Raw genomic sequence first — 17,599 nt, forward strand, 5'->3', positions numbered from 1 at the left:
CATATGGTGATGAAATGGACAACGGTAGCAACAATCTCCTGGGCGACTTCCTGCGCGCCCGGCGTGAGTCCACCAGTCCAGCCCAGGCGGGCTTCCTGCACGCCCCCTCGCGCCGCACACCGGGGCTGCGGCGCGAGGAGGTGGCGATGCTCGCCGGAGTGAGCAACTCCTACTACATCCGGCTGGAACAGGGCCGCGAGCGCAACCCCTCCGCCCAGGTGCTCAGCGCCCTGGCCCGGGTGCTGCGGCTGGACCCCGACGCCACCGAATACCTCTACTCGCTCGCCCACCCGTGGGCCCGGCCCCAGGTCGAGACCGGGGTCATGGACCAGGTCAGCCCGAGTCTGCTGCGCCTGGTCAACCTGTCTCGCCACGCGCCCGCGCTCGTGCTGGGCCGCCGCTTCGAGGTGCTGGCCCACAACCCCCTGATCGAGGCCCTGTACGAGGGCATGACGCACATCGACCACTGCGTGCGCATGATCTACCTCAGCCCGGCCGCCGTCGACTTCTACCCCGACTGGGAGAAGGCCGCCCGCGCCAAGACGGCCCAGCTGCGCACCGCCGTGGCGGCCGATCCCGACGACCCCTACCTGCGCGGCCTGGTGGCCGAGCTCACCGCCGCGAGCGCGGAGTTCCGCCGCATCTGGGCCCTGCACGAGGTCCAGGCGCGCGGCAACGAGATCAAGGAACTGCGCCATCCCCGGCTGGGCGACCTCAGCCTCTCGTGGGAGGTGCTGTCGGTCAGCGGCTCCGGCCAGAAATTCGTCACCCTGGCCGCCGAGCCGGGCAGCCACTCCGAATGGGCGCTACGCGAACTCGTCGAATCGCTGACCGTTCCGGCATCTGTATAGAGAAGTCGCTCCGACATCAGCCGGCCGGTGTCCCGCGTGACGCCCCTGAGCAGGGGTTTCGTCGCGGGGCCTGGCCGGCTTTCGCTTGTCACGGAACGGTAACGACGATGCTTTGTCGAGATATCAACTAAACGTGTCAAGGTACTTGACTACTCTCGGGCCTGCCTGAATTGGTAGTAGTTCGGAATCGGAGAAAGTCCCGATGGAACCCCTGCACCCGTACCTCCGCCCAGAGTCAGTCCAATGAGCGCGTCACCCCAGTCGGAGCCGGCCATTCTCCGCGCACGCGCGTACGCCAGAACCCATCACCTGCCCAGTCCTTCTCTGCTCGTCGACCTGCCAACGGTCTCCGCGGCCTACCGCGCGTTATCCGCCGCGTTCCCCGGCGCCGGCATCCTCTACGCGGTCAAGGCCAACGCCGCCCCCGAAGTGATCTCCACCCTGTTCGACCTCGGCTCGGGGTTCGACGTCGCCAGCATCGGCGAGGTCGAGCGCTGCCTCTCCCGGGGCGTCCCCGGCCGGTTCCTCAGCTACAGCAACCCGGTCAAGAAGGCCGCCGACATCGCCGCCGCCTACCGGCTCGGAGTTCGCACCTTCGCCTTCGACAACCCCCGCGACCTGGCCCACATCGCCCGATGGGCGCCCCGGTCGAACGTCTTCTGCCGGATCGCGGTCAACCCGCCCGACGCGGTGATGCCCTTCGGCGGCAAGTTCGGCTGCGACCCCGACGCGGCCGCGCAACTGCTCGCCGACGCGGCGGCGAACGGCCTCCGGCCGCTCGGTCTCACCTGGCACGTCGGCTCCCAGCAGTGCAACCCCGACGCCTGGGACGTCGGCATCGCGGCGGCGGCGAAGATCGCGCTGCAGCTGGAGCCCGCGGGCGTCAGGCTGCCGATGATCAACCTCGGCGGCGGGCTGCCCATCTCGTACCACCCGAACCCCGCCTTCGGGAACCGGCCGCTGATCGAGGTGTTCGGCGAGGCGGTCAACTCCTCGGTCAACCGTCACTTCGGCAGCCGCAACCGGCCGCGACTCCTGCTGGAGCCGGGCCGGGCGATGGTCGGGGCGGCCGGGATCATCCGCTCGGAGGTGGTGACCGTCAGGGAAGGGCGGGCCGCCGACCACCGGCGCTGGGTGTTCCTGGACGTCGGCCGCTACAACGGCCTGGTCGAGACCGAACGCGAGGCCATCGCCTACCGGCTGCGCACCCCCGGCGTGACCGGGCCCACCGGGCCGGTCGTGCTGGCCGGCCCGACCAGCGACGGCGACGACGTGATCTACCAGCGCGTCCAGTACGAACTCCCCCTCGCGCTGGCGCCCGGCGACGTGGTGGAGATCCTCGACGCCGGGGCCTACACCTCCAGCTACTCGTGCGCCGCCGTCAACGGGCTGCCCGCGCTCCCCACGTTCTGCGTGGAGGAGCGATGACCGTCGCGGTCGGCGAGTTCGCCGGATGTCACGTGCTCGCCGAGCTGCGGGGGGTCGACGCCGGCCTCCTCGACGACCTCGCCCACCTGGAGGTCGCGCTCAAGCGGGCGCTGGCCGCGTCGGGGGCGACCATCCTGGAGATGAGCTCGCACCGGTTCGTCCCCCAAGGGGTCACCATCCTGGCGCTCCTGGCCGAGTCCCACGCGTCGCTGCACACCTACCCCGAGCACGCCGCCGTCTTCGTCGACGTGTTCACCTGTGGCGCGGCCGACCCGCGTACCGCGGTCGACCTGCTCACCCACGAGCTCCAGCCCGGCCAGGTCACCGTCCAGGTGATCCGCCGGGGCGACACGCCTCCGGAGGCATCCGCATGATCACCATCAACGGCACCACCTGGGTCGCCGAGCCCATCGCCGACGGCATGGAACGGCTCTGGCGCGTCGACGAGGTCATCCACAGCGAGAGCACGCCGTTCCAGACGCTCGACTTCGCCCGGACCGCCCACGGCATCACCCTGTTCGCCAACGGAGAGCGGCAGAGCAGCGAGCAGACCCAAGAGGTCTACCACGAGGCGTTGACCATCCCGCCGGTGCTTCTGGCCGACCGGGTCGACCGCTGCCTCGTCATCGGATCGAGCGAGGGCGTGGCCTGCCAGATGCTCGTCGCCTGCGGGGCGAGCCGGGTCGACCACGTCGACATCGACGAGCAGGCGGTGAAGTTGTGCGCGAGCCGCCTGCCCTACGGCTACACGGAGAAGGAACTCGCCGCCGCCGAGGGCGACGAGGGCCCGATCCACGTCCACTACGAGGACGGCTACGCCTTCGTCGAGGCCGCCGTCGCGGCCGGTCAGACCTGGGACGTCGTCATCGTCGACCTCCCCGACGAGACCGACGGCGGAACGGCCCAGCACGACCGCCTCTACAGCGCCACGTTCCTCAACCTCTGCGCCCGGGCCCTGGCCCCGGGCGGCGTCATCGCCACCCAGGCCGGCTGCCCGACCATGTGGCGCCAGACCACCCTGCGCCGCTCGTGGCACAACTTCATCGCGGCGTTCCCGACGGTCGTCTACTTCGGCTCGGCGGCCCACGAGTGGGCCTTCATCAGCGGCCGCCGCGACACCGTCGACCGCCCCCACGCCGTGATGGGCAGACGGCTCCGCACCCTGTCCTACCGCCCGGTCAGCATCGACGTCCGCACCCTGGACGCCGCCCTGGTGCCCCCGCTGGAGATCCGGGGAAAATACCCGAAGGCCTGGCGCCGCCGTCCTTTCGGGGGTCCGTCACCCCGATCATGACCTGCACGTTGACCGGCGTCGGTGAGGTCCTCTGGCTTCCCGGCGCCTGATCGGCCGAGGGCTCCGGAGATGTCCGGGGCCCTTCGTCGGTATCCTGCGGACTCCAGACCGGCGCTGTGACGGGGGTTCGCTTTGTCTGATCATCTGCTCTTCTCCTACGGGACGCTGCGGCTCCCGCAGGTCCAGCTCGCCCGGTTCGGCCGTGAGCTCGACGGCCGTCCCGACGCCCTGGTCGGGTTCCGCCTGGAGACCGTGAAGATCACCGACGCCTCCGTCGTGGCCGACAGCGGGAGTGACGAGCACCCCGTGGCCGTGCCGACGAGCGACCCGCGCGACGCCGTCGAGGGGATGGTCTTCACCCTCACGCCCGACGACCTGGCCGCCGCCGACGCCTACGAGGTCGACGACTACCTGCGGGTCAAGGCCGACCTGCGGTCGGGGGAGAAGGCGTGGGTGTACGTCGACGCCGCCACCGCCGAGGAGTTCCGGGCCACCCGGCTGCTGACCGCCCAGGCCAACGCGATCACCCTGTTCGACGAGATCGTCAGGCGCGGCCTCATCGCCCCGGGCCGGACCGAGAAGGACGTCAGCGACGACGTCCGCGACCTGGCCAACGAGATGTTCGGCACCACCCGCCACTGGCACAAGCGGATCGTCAGGTCGGGGCCGAACACCCTGCTCCCCTACCGCGAGAACCCGCCCAACCGGGTCGTCGAGGCCGACGACATCGTCTTCTGCGACTTCGGGCCGATCTTCGAGGAGTTCGAGGCCGACCTCGGGCGCACCTACGTCCTGGGCGACGACCCCGTGAAGCACCGGCTCGCCGCCGACCTGCCCGTCGTCTTCGAGGCCGGGCGGCAGTTCTTCGCCGCCGATCCCGAGATGACCGGCGCGCGGCTGTTCGCCGAGGTCGACCGGCTCGCCCGCGAGCGCGGCTGGGTCCTCGGGCACGTCCACGCCGGTCATCTCGTCGGCGAGTTCCCGCACGAGAAGATCGACGCCGCCGACATCGAGTCCTACGTCGCCGAGGGCAACACGACCCCGATGCGCCGCATCGACAAGGCCGGGCGGGTGGCCCACTGGATCCTGGAGATCCACCTGGTCGACGCCGATCGCGGCTTCGGCGGCTTCTACGAGCAGCTGCTCGACCTCTAGCGGCCGGCCGCGATCGTGTCGTAGTCGGGGATCCGCGACGAGATCGAGTCGCCGGTGAAGTCGCCGACCCAGCCGTCGTCGTCGTGGAAGAAGCGGATGGCCGTGAAGTGCGGCCGGGTGCCCATGTCGAACCAGTGGGTGGTCTGCTTGGGCACGCTCAGCAGGTCGCCGGGCTCGCAGAACACGGCGTGCACCTTGCCGTCGACGTGCAGGTAGAAGATGCCCGAGCCCGAGACGAAGAAGCGGACCTCGTCGTCGTCGTGGGTGTGCTCGTTGAGGAACTTGGCGCGGGCCGCGGCGGCGACGTCGGCGGGGGCGTCGGGGCCGAGCTGGGCCACGTCGACGAAGGTGTAGCCCTCCTCGGCGACGACGGCGGCGACCTGGTCGCGGTAGGCGGCGAGGACCTCGTCCTGGGTCGCGCCGTCGAGGCCGTCGACGATCTCCCAGTGGCGCAGGCGGACGCCGATCTCCTTCAGGCTCGTGGCGATCTCGGCCTGGTCTTCGGTCCGCAGGAGGGTCTCGGGGGCCGGGCCGTCGGTGTACACGGTGAGGTAGGTCATGGGCTTCGTCCCTAATCAGCGGCTATCTGCGTAAATCCTACTTGAAAAGTGGACATTACTCCCACGCCTGCCTAGCATCCGAGTGTGATTCACGCACGACTTCTCGGCGCATCCCTTCTCCTGGGCGTCCTGGCGCTCGCGGGATGCTCCCAGGGAACCTCCACCACGACCACCTCCGCGCCCTCGTCCGCCCCGGCGGCCCCGGTCGCGTCACCGACCGTCTCCGTCCCGGCCAAGTTCGCCGCCGGGGGAGTCCGGGTCGCTCTCGTACGTCAGCTCTCGTCCGGCGACTACTTCGAGCAGTGGCTCGCGGGGGCGCAGGCCGAGGCGCAGGCCCTCAAGATCACGCTGGAGGTCTCCAGCGGCGACGGCAACAACGACAAGCAGGCGCTCAACCTGGAGCAGGCCGTCCAGCAGAAGGCCGACGCGATCATCGTCGACCACGGGTTCGCCGACACCGTCCAGCCCGCCATCAAGAAGGCCGCCGACGCCGGCGTCCCGCTGGTCGCCTTCGACGTCGACCCGGGCACGCCCAAGGCCGTCGCGCTGACCCAGGACGACCACAAGATCGCCGAACTGGCGCTCGGCGCGCTCAAGGCCGACACCGGAGGGACCGGCGACGTCCTCTACGTGTACGTCTCGGGCTTCGCCCCCCTCGACCGGCGCAACGAGGTCTGGACGCAGTTCAAGAAGGACAACCCGGGCATCAAGGAGGTCGCCCAGATCGGCGTGGTCAACAACTCGACCGCGTCGGCCGTGGCCGACCAGGCCAAGGCCGCCCTCCAGGCCAACCCCGACGTGAAGGCGATCTTCGCGCCGTACGACGAGTTCGCCAAGGGCGCCGCCATCGCGGTCAAGGAGCTCGGCCTCCAGGACAAGATCAAGATCTACGGCGCGGACATCTCCACCGCCGACATCGGCGTCATCACCGAGCCGAACAGCCCGTGGGTGGCGACCGCCACGACCGACCCGTCGAACGTGGGCCGGATCGCGGTCCGGGCCGCCGCGCTGCTGGTCGCCGGGGAGCAGGTCGACCCCGAGCTGAAGATCCCGCCGGCCCTGGTCACCCAGAAGCAGCTGCGCGACGGCGGCATCGCCAACATCGAGCAGCTCACCGGCGCCGTGCCCGAACTGACCACGCCCGACGTCGCGCGGGTGCCCTGGGCCGCTTCGTGACCCGTGTGCTCTACCGGTATGGCCTGCTGGTCATCCTGGCCGCCCTGCTGGTCGTCTTCGCGGTGCTCCGGCCCGCCTTCGCCTCGTACGCCAACGCGCTGATCATCCTGCAGTCGGTGGCGATCGTCGGGGTGGTGGCGCTCGGGGTGACCGTGTCGATGACCACGGGCGGCTTCGACCTGTCGGCGGGCGCGGCGGTCGGCGCGGTCGTCATGGTGACCGCGCTGACCATGGTCCGGTTCAACCTCACCGGCGGCACCGCGATCGTCGTCGGCCTGCTCACCGGGCTGCTCGTCGCGGGGGTGAACGCGCTGCTCACCGTGGTGGCGCGGATCCCCGACCTGGTGGCCACGCTGGGCACGATGTTCCTGTTCCAGGGCCTCGCCCTGATCATCACCTCGGGCAAGTCGGTGGCCCCGGGCATGACCGTCGACGGCGTGCCCGCGCCCGGCCGCTACACCGAGGGCTTCGCCTGGATCGGGGCCGGCAAGATCGGCTCGGTGCCGGTCCCGGTCATCGTGTTCGCGCTGGTCGCGGTGGTCGTCTACCTGTTCCTCGAACGCACCCGCTGGGGCATCGCCCTGTACGCCATCGGCGGCAACGCCGAGGCCGCGCGCCTCGCCGGCATCCGGGTGGCCCGCTACCGGGCCTTGGCCTACGCCGTGTCGGGGATCTGCGCGGCCATCGCGGGGATCATGCTGTCGGCCCGGCTCGGCCGGGGCGACGTGGGCGCGGGCGACCCCTACCTGCTCCAGTCGGTGGCGGCGGCGCTGATCGGCTACGCCGTCCTCGGCGCCAACCGGCCCAACACGGTCGGCACCGTCGTCGGCGCCGTCTTCATCGGCGTGGTGATCAACGGTATGACCATGCTGAACGCCCCCTACTACACCCAGACCTTCGTCCAGGGCGCCCTGCTGGCAGGGGCCCTCGTCGTGAGCTACACCCTCAGGAGTTCCGTTGAGCGCCTATGAGCTGCTGACCGTCGACAACGTGCCCGGCTACCTGGCGAGCCGCCCGGCGCTGGCGGCGTTCGCGAACCCGGTCTCGGTACGGGAGATCGGCGACGGCAACATGAACATCGTGTTCGCCGTGGAGGTCGAGGGCGGCCCGGGCGTGGTGCTCAAGCAGTCGATGCCCTACGTCCGGGTCGACCCGGCCTGGCCGATCACCCCCGACCGCAACCGCATCGAGGCGGCCGTGCTGGCCGAGCACGGCCGGGTGGCCCCGGGCCTCGTGCCCGCCCTGCTCGACGTCGACCACGACCGGCACGTCGTCGCCCTGGAGGACCTCTCGGACCACCGGGTCTGGCGCGGGCTGCTCAACGAGGGCGTGCGCACCGACGGGGTCGCCGCCGATCTCGGCCGGTACGTCGCCAAGGTCGCCTTCGGCACCTCGGTGTTCGGCCTGGGCAACTACAGGCACAAGGCCGCGCTGGCCGCCGCGGTCAACCCCGAGCTGTGCGAGATCACCGAGGACCTGGTCTTCACCGAGCCGTACATCGAGCACGAGCACAACAAGATCCTGCCCGCCACCAAGGCCGACGTGGCCGCCTACGTGGGCGACCCCGACGTGCGGACCGCGATCGGGCTGGCCAAGCTGGCATTCATGACGCGGGCCGAGGCGCTCATCCACGGCGACCTGCACACCGGCTCGGTGCTGGTGCGGCCCGGCTCGACCCGGGCGTTCGACGTCGAGTTCGCCTTCTACGGGCCGGTCGGCTTCGACCTCGGCGCGCTGTGGGGCAACTACGTGCTGGCGGCGGCGCGTGGCTTCGTACAGGGGCAGGAGGAGCACGCCCGATGGGCGCTCGGGCTGGCCGAGGAGACCTGGGCGGCCTTCGAGACCGAGTTCCGGGCCCTGTGGCCGGAGCGGGTCGACCCCCGGATCTACGGCGACGGCGTGCTGGAGGGCTACCTGGCCACGGTGCGCAAGGACGCCGCGGTGTTCGGCGCGGCCAAGGCGGCCCGGCGGATCATCGGATTCGCCCGGGTCAGCGACATCGAGACGCTGCCCGAGGCGCAGCGGGCCGTCGCGATCAGGCGGTCGCTGCGGGCGGCGCGGCACCTGCTGACCGCCGAACCCGGCCGGGATCTGTTCGACCGGGTCGGCGGGTATCTTCAGGCAGATTCCTGACGCGAGCCACGGCCGGCCTTCGGCCGTCCGCGTCTCGTTTTGTTTGAGGCAGATTCCTGACGCGAGCCACGGCCGGCCTTCGGCCGTCCGCGTCTCGCTTTGATCAGCGAATGGCGATCCGGTAGGCCAGCAGCCACTCGACGCACTCGGTGATGTGCCGGGCGCGGTGCAGGGTGGGCGCCCACGTGTAGAGGCCGTGGTTGGCGACGATCACGGCGGGCGTCGCCGCGTCGTACACGGCCTCGAAGCGGTCGCCGAGCTCGGTCATGTCCTGGCTGTTCTCGATGACGGGGATGACGACCTCGTCGTCGTGGGCCAGGCGGCCGATGCCCTTGAGGGTCTCGACGTCCTTCAGGACCACCCCCTTCGGCCAGTGGTGGGCCGCCACCACGGCGTTCAGCGCGTGGACGTGCACGATCGCGTCGGCGCCGCTCACCGCCGCCACCCGCGCGTGCAGCCCGGCCTCGGCCGAGGGGGTCAGCGGCTCGACGCCCGCGACCTCCACCGGCTCGCCCGCCGCGCCGACCACGGCGACGTCGGAGGGCGTCAGCTCGCCCTTGTCGAGGCCGCTCGCGGTCACCGCGAGCCGCAGCGGGTCGCGGGAGACCACCTCCGACAGGTTGCCGGAGGTGCCGCGCATCCAGCCGATCCCGGTGAACCGGGCGGCCTCCACCGCCAGCCGCCCCCCGGCGGCCAGCACGTCTTCCCTGTTCATGCCCTGTTCATCCGATCTCTTCGAAGCTCGTGACCACCCGATGGGCGCCGAAGTCGGCCCGCTCGCTCGGCTCGCCGGGCCGCCGCAGCCCGATCGCCTGCCACCCGGCCGCCGCGGCGGCGTCGAGTTCCGCCGGCACGTCCGACAGGAACAGCAGGTCGTCGGTGCCCAGCGCGGCGGCGATGCGCTCGTAGGAGGCGCTCTCCCGCTTCGGGCCCGCGTTGACGGTGTCGAAGTGGTGTTCGATCAGCACCGACAGGTCGCCGTCGGCGCTGTGCCGGAACCACGGCCGCTGGCTGGAGACCGCGCCCGACGAGAAGACCGCCAGGTGTCTCCCTTGGGCGTGCCAGGCGCGCAGCGCGGGCGCGACGTCGGGGAAGAAGTGGGCGGTCAGCTCGCCGTTCGCGAACCCGGCGGCCCAGATCTGGCCCTGGAGGGTCTTCAGCGGGGTCGCCTTGACGTCGCCGTCCATCCAGCCGTGCAGGATGGCGACGGTCTCCTCGGTGGTCGCGCCGCCGGTCTCCTTCACCGCCTGCGCGACCTCGGGGTCGTCGCGGTGGGCGTCGATCCACGGGCCGAGCCGCGAGCGGGCGTAGGAGTAGAGGCCCACGTGCACCGACTCGGTCGAGCTCGTGGTGCCTTCGATGTCCAGCACGATCCAGCTCATCGGGTGAGCACCTCCACGAAGTCGGCGACGAAGCGGGCCGCGTCCACCTCGGTGATCACCTTGGTGGGCGGGGCGGGCTGGTAGGGGAAGGCCGGCGGCAGCCCGTCGTGGGTCCGCATCAGCCTGGCCCTGGCCAGGAAACCGTCGGTCCGTACGTTAACCGGCCCGTCGACCGAGGCGGTCGCGAACGTGGGGTCGAGGAGGATCCCGGCCGCCAGGGGGTCGTGCAGCGGGATGATCCGCCGGCCCCACTCGTTCTGGTAGAAGTCCAGGTAGGCGTCGAGGATCTCGGTCGCGAACCGGGCGACAGGGGTGCCGGCGGCCCGCAGGGCGTTGATGGCGACCTCGTCGAGGATCGTGGTGGCGGTGACGTTCACGCCGACCATCACCAGCTCGTTGCGGGGGGCCGAGAAGACCGCGCGGGCCGCCTCCGGGTCGTTGTTGATGTTGGCGTCCACCATCAGCAGTTCGCCGGGCTGGGCGTAGGGACCCGACCCGCCCATCAGCACGACCGAGCGGTAGCGGGTGAACAGCTCCGGATCGATGCGCAGCGCCTGGCCGAGGTTGGTCAGCGGCCCTAGGGCCAGCAGGTCGAGCTCGCCCGGCTGCTCCCGGCCCAGCCGGACCAGCAGTTCGGCGGCGCTCTCCCCGGTCGTCTCGGGGAGCGGCCGGTCGTAGCCGACGTCGCCGAGGCCGTCCTTGCCGTGGACGTAACCGGCGATGTGGGCGGTGCCGGTGAGGGGTTCGCCCGCGCCCCGGGCGATCGGGACGTCGAGGCCGAGCAGGCGGTTGACGTAGGCGATGTTGCGGGCGGCGTCGGGCTCGACGCAGTTGCCGAACACCGAGGTGACCGCCACGATCTCGGCGTCGGGGCGGCCCGCCAGGTAGAGCAGGGTGTGGGCGTCGTCGATACCCGTGTCGGTGTCGACGACGATGCGCCTGGTCATAGTGCCTCTTTCACATTCTCCGGGCGGAAGGCGCCCTTTTCGGTGACGATCCGGGTGACCAGGTCAGGTGGTGTCGTGTCGAAGGCCGGGTAGTGGCCGGTGACGCCGTGGGCGGCGGTCCTGACCCCCAGGACGTGCAGCACCTCGTCGGGGTCGCGGTGCTCGATGACCACGTCGGCCGGGGTGGGGGCCTGCGGGTCGGGGCGCTGGACGAGCGCGTGGAAGGGCAGGCCGAACCGGTTCGCGGCCAGGGCGACGCCGAGCGTGCCGACCTTGTTGATCACGTGGCCGTCGAGGGTGACGCGGTCGGCCGCGACCAGGGCGACGTCGGCGACGCCGTTGGCCAGCGCGGCGGCGGCCATGCCGTCGGTGATCAGCGTGGGCTCGTAGCCCATCTCGACCAGGGTCGCCGCGGTCAGCCGCGCGCCCTGCAGGTAGGGGCGCGTCTCGGTGCAGACGAACTCCAGGTACTTGCCCTGCTCCTGGGCGGCCTGGACGGTCGCGATCAGGTAGTAGTCGGCCCAGCAGTGGGTCAGCACCGTCGAGCCGTCGGGCAGCAGGCCGGCGGCGTGCCGCCCGAGGGCGGCCGACCTGTCGCGGTAGGCCTGGTCGTGCGCGGCGGCCGCCGCCTCGACCTGTTCGGCCAGGTCTCCTTCCCGCAGCTCCGCGAGGATCGCGGCGACGGCGTCGCGGATGTGGTTGTTGGTGGGGCGGGTGGCGACGAGCCGGTCACCGGCGGCCCGGAGCTCCTTCAGGGCCAGGTCGCGAGGCCGGTGCCGGACGGCACGGGCGGCCAGCACCATCGCGGCCGTCGTCGCGAACAGCGGGCCCGAGCTCTGCGTGACCATGTCCTTGATCGCCTGGGCGACCTCGTCGCTGGTCGTGCAGCGGACCCACCGCCGCTCGAACGGGTAGACGCGCCGGTCGAGGATCTCCACCGCGTCGCCGGTCAGCCTGACCGAGTTCGCCAGTTCAGGCGTGTTCATACGACCTCCTCCGCCGCCGCGCCACGGCGGCGAGCACCAGCGCGGCCAGGGTGATCACATAGGGGGCGGCGTCGGCCGCCTGCTGCGGCAGGCCCGCGCCCTGGAGCCGGAACCCGAACGCCTCGGCGACGCCGAACAGCAGGCAGGCCAGCAGCAGCCGATAGGGGCGGACGCCGCTGAGCATGACCGCCACCACGGCGATCCAGCCGCGACCGGCGCTCATGCCCTCGCTGAACAGCGTCACGTTGCCCAGCGAGAGCTGCGCCCCGGCCAGCCCGCACAGCGCGCCCGCCACCAGCGTCACGCCGTGCCGGTAGCCGGAGACGCGCAGGCCGACCGCCTGGGCGGCGTCGAGGTGCTGGCCCACGGCCCGCAGCCGCAGGCCTGACCTGGTGCGGGTCAGCCAGGCGGCCATCACGACGACCAGCAGCAGCGCCACCGGCACGAGCGGCGACTGATCTCTCAGTACGGGGACGTCGACGCCGAGCTCGCCCAGGTCGGGCAGGCCGGCCAGGTCGGGAGAGCTGTAGGTGCCGCCGCTGCCGAAGATCTGCCGCATCAGGAACGCGGTCAGGCCGAGCGCGAGCAGGTTGAGCCCGACGGCGACCACGATCGGGTCGGCCCGCAGCGCCACCGACGGCCCCGACAGCAGCGCCGAGAACAGCACGGTCGCGGCGACCGCGCCCACGACGCCGGTCCACGCGCTGCCGGTCAGGTCGCTGACCACGACGGCGACGAACGCGCCCCACAGCAGCTGGCCCTCCAGCGCGATGTTGAACACGCCCGCGACCTGGCAGAGCAGCCCGCCGAGCGCGGCCAGCAGCACCGGCGCGGTGGCGGTGAGGACGCCGGCCAGGAACGACCACTCGAAGATGTTCACCGCGGTCTCCTCGCCCGGAGGGTCGCCAGCACCGCGACGATCACGATGATCAGCCCCTGCACGATCTGGGTGAGCTGGCTCGGCACCCCGGCCTCCCGTTCCATGCCCTGGCCGCCGACCTGGAGGAACGTCAGCAGCGCCACGGTGAGCGGCACCACGACCGGGCGGGCGCTCGCCAGCAGCACCGCCGCGACGGCGGTGAAGGTGTATCCGGGCGCGGTCAGCGCCCCGTCGACGAACCGGTGCGGCGGCCCCAGCACGATCAGCGCGCCCGCGAGCCCGGCGAACGCGCCGCCGCCCGCCAGCGCGAGCGCGGCCACCCGGTCGACCTTGACGCCGCCGTAGCGGGCGAACTCCCGGTTCTGGCCGGTGGCCCTGATCTCGTAGCCGAGGACGGTCCGGCCGTCGGCGTACAGCCACAGCGCGGTGAGCACGGCGATCAGCGGCAGGCCGATCGTGAGGTAGCCGCTGCCGCCGAGCGCGGGCAGATGGGCCGCCTCTGGCAGCGGCGGGGTCTGCGCGATGCCGGTGTTGGGTTCGGCCAGCGGGAAGCGCACCAGGTAGGAGGCCAGCGAGACGGCCGGGGCGCTGATGAGCAGGGTGCTGACGATGGCGGGAATGCCGAGTCGCGTACTGAGCGGCGCGGCCACCACCGCCACCAGCCCACCCGCGACCGCTCCCGCCGCCAGTGGCAGCACCACGGCGACCCCTGGGGGCAGCGGCACCAGCAGGGCGAGTGCCGCGGCCGTGACGCCCCCCATCGCGAGCTGACCGTCGCCGCCGAGGTTGAACTCACCCGCGCGGAGCGGAAGGGCGAAGGCGAGCGCCATGCCGAGCGTGGGCACGAACGCGGCGATCGTGTACTCGAGGTTCCCGTCGAGGACGGCACCCCTGACCAGGGCGGGATAGGCGAGCGTCGGATCGACGCCGACCACCAGCATCACGAGGGTGGTCAGCCCGAGCGCCCCGACGAGCGCCACCACCGGCGCGGAGGCGATCACGCGGCGGGTGAGGGCGGGCGCGCTCATGCGAACGCCCCGCTCCGGCGCGCGGCCATCGCGTGGTGTCGCGGCGTCGCGCGGGGCGTCATCCGGTCCGCTCCGGGCATCGCGTGGTGTCGCGGTGTCGCAGGGGACGTCATCCGGTCCGCTCCGGGCATCGCGTGGCTTCGCGGCGTCGCGCGGGGCGTCATCCGGTCGCTCCCGTCATCGCGCGGCCGAGTTCGGTCTCGGTGGCGTCGCCGGGGAACTCGGCGATCACGCGGCCCTCGTACAGGACCAGGATGCGGTCGGCGAGGTCGCGGAGCTCCGAGAGTTCGCTCGACTGGAGGAGGATGGCGGCGCCCTCGTCGCGGGCGGTGCGGAGCAGGGCGTGGACGCGTTCGCGCACGCCCACGTCGACGCCCTGGGTCGGTTCCTCGGCCACGACCACGGTCGACGGGCGGGTGAGCTCGCGGGCCAGGACCGCCTTCTGGGCGTTGCCGCCGGACAGGGCGCCGATCGGGGTGTCGACCGAGGCGGCGCTGATGGAGAAGCGGTCGACCAGGTCGCGGGCGCGGGCCCGGACCCTGGCGCGGGGGAGGGTCCAGCGGGAGGCAAGGTCGCGCTGCGCGCCCATCAGGACGTTCTCGGCCACCGACATCTCGGGCGCGGTGGCGCGGCCGTGGCGGTCCTCCGGCACGTAGGCCACCCGGGGGTCGCGGCCCGCCAGGACGGGCGTGCCCGCGAGGAACACGCCGGGAACGGCGCCGCGCAGGCCCGTCACGGAGTCGACGAGTTCGCGCTGGCCGCTGCCCGCGACCCCGGCCAGGCCGACGATCTCGCCGGGGCGCACCGCGAAGGAGACCTCCGACAGGCGGGCCACGCCGTCGGCGTCGCGGACCGTCAGGTCGCGCACCTCCAGGAGCGGATCGCCCACCGGCGGGCGGGCGCGGCGTGGGACGGGCGGCGTCAGCGAGCGGCCGATCATGGCGTTGACCAGTTCGTCGGCGTCGGTCTCCGACGCGGTGAACCGGCCGGTCACCCGGCCTTGGCGGAGCACGGTCACCCGGTCGCCGACGGCCAGGACCTCGGAGAGCTTGTGGGTGACCAGCAGGATCGAGACGCCGGTCGCGGCGACGGTGCGGAGCACCTCGAAGAGGCGGTCGGTCTCGCCCGGAGTCAGCACGGCCGTCGGCTCGTCGAGGATGAGCACCTCGGCGTCGCGGTAGAGGGCGCGCAGGATCTCCACCCGCTGGCGCACCCCCACCGGCAGGCCCCCGACCAGGGCCGACGGGTCGGCGCGCAGGCCGTAGCGCTCGGACAGGGCGGCCACCGCCTCGTTGGCGGCGGCGCGGTCGAGGCGGCCGTTGCGGACCGGCTCGGCGCCGATCACGATGTTCTCGGCCACGGTCAGGCCGGGGAACAGCCGGAAGCGCTGGTGGACCATGCCGAGGCCGTGGCGGATGGCGTCGGTGGGGGAGCGCAGCACGATCCGGTTCCCGTCGCGGCGGACCTCTCCGGCGTCGGGGCGGTGCAGGCCGTACAGGATCGACATCAGGGTGGACTTGCCGGCCCCGTTCTCGCCGACCACGGCGTGCACCTCGCCCCTGGCGACCGCGAGGTCGATGCCGTCGTTGGCGAGAACCGGGCCGAACCGCTTCGTCACTCCGACGAGTTCGGCGGCGTACATCAGCTCTGCAGCGGGTCCGCGACGGTGATCTTCCCGGCGACGATGTCGTCGCGGGTCTGCTTGACCTTCGCCACCACGTCGGGGCTGGCCGCGACCGTGCAGCCGGAGGAGGCCAGGTCGTCGTCGAGGGCGTTCACGCCCACGCCGCCCTCGGCCAGGCCGTAGACCTTCACGCCGCCGGTCTTGCCGCCGAAGATCTCCTTGATGGCGGCGTTCTCGGCGACGTCCACGTGCTTCAGGACGTTGTCGACGACGTTGCCGGGGCTCAGCGCGCACTGGTTGACGTCGACGCCGAACGCCTTGCCGCCCGAGGCCGCGACCGCCTCGAAGACGCCCGGGTTGCCGCCGGAGGCCGCCGCCGCGATGAGGTCGACGCCGCGTCCGGTGAGGGTCTGGGCCTGCGACTTGGCCCTGGCCGGGTCGCTGAAGGGGTTGCTGCCGCCGACGTAGAGCGGGGTGCCCTCGGCGTCGGGCTTGACCGAGGTCGCGCCGGCGAAGAACGGCTCGATCCAGCGGTGGATGAACGGGGTGTCGAGGGCGGCGACCACGCCGATCTGGCCGCTCTTGGAGAGCAGGCCCGCCTCGACGCCGGCCAGGTAGGCCGCCTCGTGCTCCTTGAACGACACGCAGGCCAGGTTGGGCGCCTGGCCCTTGGCGCACGAGTCGACCTGGAGGAACTGCTGGTCGGGGTTGGCCTTCGGGACGGTGTTGAACACGTCGTCGAAGGAGAAGCTGATGCCCACGATCACGGTCGGCTTGGCCCGGACGGCCGCGTCGACGTTCTGCGCGATGGAGGTGGGGTCCTTGCTCTCGTACAGCTTGAAGGAGGCGCCGAGCTCCTTGGCGGCGGCCTCGGCGCCCTTGACGCCGAGCTGGAGGAAGCTGTTGGTGCCGACCGGGTTGGGGGTGATCAGGATGATCGACTTGGCCGGAGGGGCCTCGGCCTCAGACGCGTTCTCGCCTCCGCCACAGGCGGCGAGGCCGAAGAGGAGGAGGGATGCGGCGGCGATCGTGGGGGTGAGTCTCATGGGTTCCCGGTTCCGAGCTGCGGAGATGGTGCTTTGAGAGCATATCTACGCTATTCCTACCGGAACAACCGGGTATCTTCTTGGCACCCCCTGCCTGTCGGGGAGAACCGGCGTGTTCGAATCGGGAAGAGGAGCGCATGAGCGTAGGGGTCGTGGCCGTCACGGGCGCCGCCGGGGGGATCGGCCGGGCCGTCGTCGCCCTGTTCCGGGAGCGCGGCGCGCGCGTGGTCGCCGTCGACGTGGACGGGCGGGGCCTCGACGACCTGGCCGGTGACGACGTCGCCACCGTGGCCGGGGACGTCTCCGCCGAGGAGACCAACGAGGCGTTCACCGAGACGGCCCTGAGCCGGTTCGGCCGGCTCGACGCGGTCGTCCTGAACGCGGGCATCGGCGGCGCCGGGCCGCTGGAGTCGCCCGGCGCGGTCGAGCGGTTCGACCGCATCTGGGCGGTCAACGTACGCGGGGTGGCGCTCGGCGTGAGGGCCGCGCTGCCCGCGCTGCGGGCCTCCGGGGGTGGTTCGGTCGTAGTGACCTCGTCGATCTCCGGGCTCGGCGGCGATCCGGGGACGTGGGCGTACAACGCGGCCAAGGCGGCTGTGGTCAACCTGGTGCGCGGGCTCGCCCTCGACCACGCGGCCGAGAACGTGCGGATCAACGCGATCGCCCCCGGTGGCGTGTCGGTCGGGCTCAACGCCGCCGCCGCCCATCCCGTGCTCGGCCCGGCCATCCTCGAACGCATTCCGCAACACCGCTGGTCGGAAGCGCGCGAGCAGGCCGAAGCGATCTGGTTCCTGAGCTCGCCGGCCGCCTCGTACATCACCGGCGTCACCCTCCCGGTCGACGGAGGACTGTCCGCCAACAACGGCATCCTCCTGCCGCCCGCCTCACGACAGGAGCGTTCGTGAGCCGGGGGTCGCCGAACCGCAGTCAGATCGACGTCGCCGCGAGCCGCTGAGCGCGTGGATGTGCGCGGCCTCCCGCTCTAGTGTCCTGAAGCGTTAATGCGTTGTCAGTGGGCAGCGATGTCCCATGCCGTTGCCGACAGCAGTGCCGATCGTGCTCACTGACAACGAACGAGAACAATTACTCGCCTGGTCCCGCCGACCATC

General features: G+C 71.8%; 18 protein-coding genes. 9 read left to right on the forward strand and 9 right to left on the reverse strand.

Translation table 11 applies throughout. The annotated features are described in order from the left end of the window. Positions 1-14: 14 nt before the first annotated feature. From FDA94_RS21885 to FDA94_RS21905, 5 genes are all read left to right on the forward strand, one after another. A complete protein-coding gene (locus tag FDA94_RS21885) occupies positions 15-851 on the forward strand; it encodes a helix-turn-helix domain-containing protein (RefSeq protein WP_137248942.1) in 837 nt (278 codons plus the stop codon). A 243-nt stretch (positions 852-1,094) separates the two neighbouring features. Continuing rightward, a complete protein-coding gene (locus FDA94_RS21890) occupies positions 1,095-2,279 on the forward strand; it encodes a type III PLP-dependent enzyme (protein ID WP_137248943.1) in 1,185 nt (394 codons plus the stop codon). Then, positions 2,276-2,653, forward strand: a complete 378-nt coding sequence (gene speD, locus FDA94_RS21895) for an adenosylmethionine decarboxylase (protein ID WP_137248944.1) — start codon at positions 2,276-2,278, stop codon at positions 2,651-2,653. Before FDA94_RS21890 ends, speD begins: the two co-directional genes overlap by 4 nt. Next, a complete protein-coding gene (locus FDA94_RS21900) occupies positions 2,650-3,573 on the forward strand; it encodes a spermidine synthase (RefSeq protein WP_137248945.1) in 924 nt (307 codons plus the stop codon). Before speD ends, FDA94_RS21900 begins: the two co-directional genes overlap by 4 nt. 132 nt (positions 3,574-3,705) lie before the next feature. Then, positions 3,706-4,728, forward strand: a complete 1,023-nt coding sequence (locus FDA94_RS21905; RefSeq protein ID WP_137248946.1) for a M24 family metallopeptidase — start codon at positions 3,706-3,708, stop codon at positions 4,726-4,728. Here the strand turns inward: FDA94_RS21905 and FDA94_RS21910 are convergent. Continuing rightward, positions 4,725-5,288: a 1,2-dihydroxy-3-keto-5-methylthiopentene dioxygenase gene (locus FDA94_RS21910; RefSeq protein ID WP_137248947.1), complete on the reverse strand. Its 564-nt coding sequence runs from the start codon at positions 5,286-5,288 to the stop codon at positions 4,725-4,727. The two genes, FDA94_RS21905 and FDA94_RS21910, sit on opposite strands and share 4 nt — an antisense overlap. 84 nt (positions 5,289-5,372) lie before the next feature. On the opposite strand from FDA94_RS21910, the gene FDA94_RS21915 reads away from it, so the two are divergent. Genes FDA94_RS21915 through mtnK form a run of 3 tightly spaced genes read left to right on the forward strand, consistent with a single transcriptional unit; the run spans position 5,373 to position 8,597 of the window. Further along, entirely contained in the window at positions 5,373-6,464 is a 1,092-nt protein-coding gene (locus tag FDA94_RS21915) for a substrate-binding domain-containing protein (RefSeq protein ID WP_137248948.1), read from the forward strand. After that, positions 6,461-7,435, forward strand: a complete 975-nt coding sequence (locus FDA94_RS21920; RefSeq protein WP_212735438.1) for an ABC transporter permease — start codon at positions 6,461-6,463, stop codon at positions 7,433-7,435. Before FDA94_RS21915 ends, FDA94_RS21920 begins: the two co-directional genes overlap by 4 nt. Then, on the forward strand, positions 7,422-8,597 hold the full coding sequence (mtnK, locus tag FDA94_RS21925) for an S-methyl-5-thioribose kinase (protein ID WP_137248949.1): 1,176 nt from the start codon (positions 7,422-7,424) through the stop codon (positions 8,595-8,597). The genes FDA94_RS21920 and mtnK overlap by 14 nt, the downstream gene beginning before the upstream one ends. Positions 8,598-8,700: 103 nt before the next feature. Here the strand turns inward: mtnK and mtnB are convergent, their stop codons facing one another. The 8 genes from mtnB to FDA94_RS21965 all read right to left on the reverse strand — a co-directional run bounded on the left by mtnB (position 8,701) and on the right by FDA94_RS21965 (position 16,490). Beyond that, positions 8,701-9,312 (reverse strand): methylthioribulose 1-phosphate dehydratase, encoded by a 612-nt coding sequence (gene mtnB / locus FDA94_RS21930; protein ID WP_137248950.1) that lies wholly within the window; start codon positions 9,310-9,312, stop codon positions 8,701-8,703. A gap of 7 nt (positions 9,313-9,319) precedes the next feature. Then, positions 9,320-9,979, reverse strand: coding sequence for an acireductone synthase (mtnC, locus tag FDA94_RS21935; protein WP_137248951.1), 660 nt, complete (start codon positions 9,977-9,979; stop codon positions 9,320-9,322). Continuing rightward, on the reverse strand, positions 9,976-10,926 hold the full coding sequence (locus FDA94_RS21940; RefSeq protein WP_137248952.1) for a nucleoside hydrolase: 951 nt from the start codon (positions 10,924-10,926) through the stop codon (positions 9,976-9,978). Before FDA94_RS21940 ends, mtnC begins: the two co-directional genes overlap by 4 nt. Continuing rightward, positions 10,923-11,912, reverse strand: coding sequence for a s-methyl-5-thioribose-1-phosphate isomerase (locus tag FDA94_RS21945; RefSeq protein WP_137248953.1), 990 nt, complete (start codon positions 11,910-11,912; stop codon positions 10,923-10,925). Before FDA94_RS21945 ends, FDA94_RS21940 begins: the two co-directional genes overlap by 4 nt. Then, entirely contained in the window at positions 11,899-12,792 is an 894-nt protein-coding gene (locus FDA94_RS21950; RefSeq protein WP_212735439.1) for an ABC transporter permease, read from the reverse strand. The genes FDA94_RS21945 and FDA94_RS21950 overlap by 14 nt, the downstream gene beginning before the upstream one ends. Next, complete coding sequence (locus tag FDA94_RS21955; RefSeq protein ID WP_137248954.1) at positions 12,789-13,820, reverse strand: ABC transporter permease; 1,032 nt, start codon at positions 13,818-13,820, stop codon at positions 12,789-12,791. The genes FDA94_RS21950 and FDA94_RS21955 overlap by 4 nt, the downstream gene beginning before the upstream one ends. Positions 13,821-13,980: 160 nt before the next feature. Beyond that, a complete protein-coding gene (locus FDA94_RS21960) occupies positions 13,981-15,462 on the reverse strand; it encodes an ABC transporter ATP-binding protein (RefSeq protein WP_137248955.1) in 1,482 nt (493 codons plus the stop codon). Further along, the gene (locus FDA94_RS21965; protein ID WP_137248956.1) at positions 15,462-16,490 is read right to left on the reverse strand and encodes a BMP family ABC transporter substrate-binding protein; all 1,029 of its coding nucleotides are present in this window, start codon (positions 16,488-16,490) and stop codon (positions 15,462-15,464) included. Before FDA94_RS21965 ends, FDA94_RS21960 begins: the two co-directional genes overlap by 1 nt. Before the next feature lie 137 nt (positions 16,491-16,627). On the opposite strand from FDA94_RS21965, the gene FDA94_RS21970 reads away from it, so the two are divergent. After that, positions 16,628-17,395, forward strand: coding sequence for an SDR family NAD(P)-dependent oxidoreductase (locus tag FDA94_RS21970; RefSeq protein ID WP_137248957.1), 768 nt, complete (start codon positions 16,628-16,630; stop codon positions 17,393-17,395). Positions 17,396-17,599: the final 204 nt, after the last annotated feature.

Origin of the sequence: Herbidospora galbida (genome assembly GCF_005233835.1) — a bacterium.
Classification (GTDB): Bacteria; Actinomycetota; Actinomycetes; order Streptosporangiales; family Streptosporangiaceae; genus Herbidospora; species Herbidospora galbida.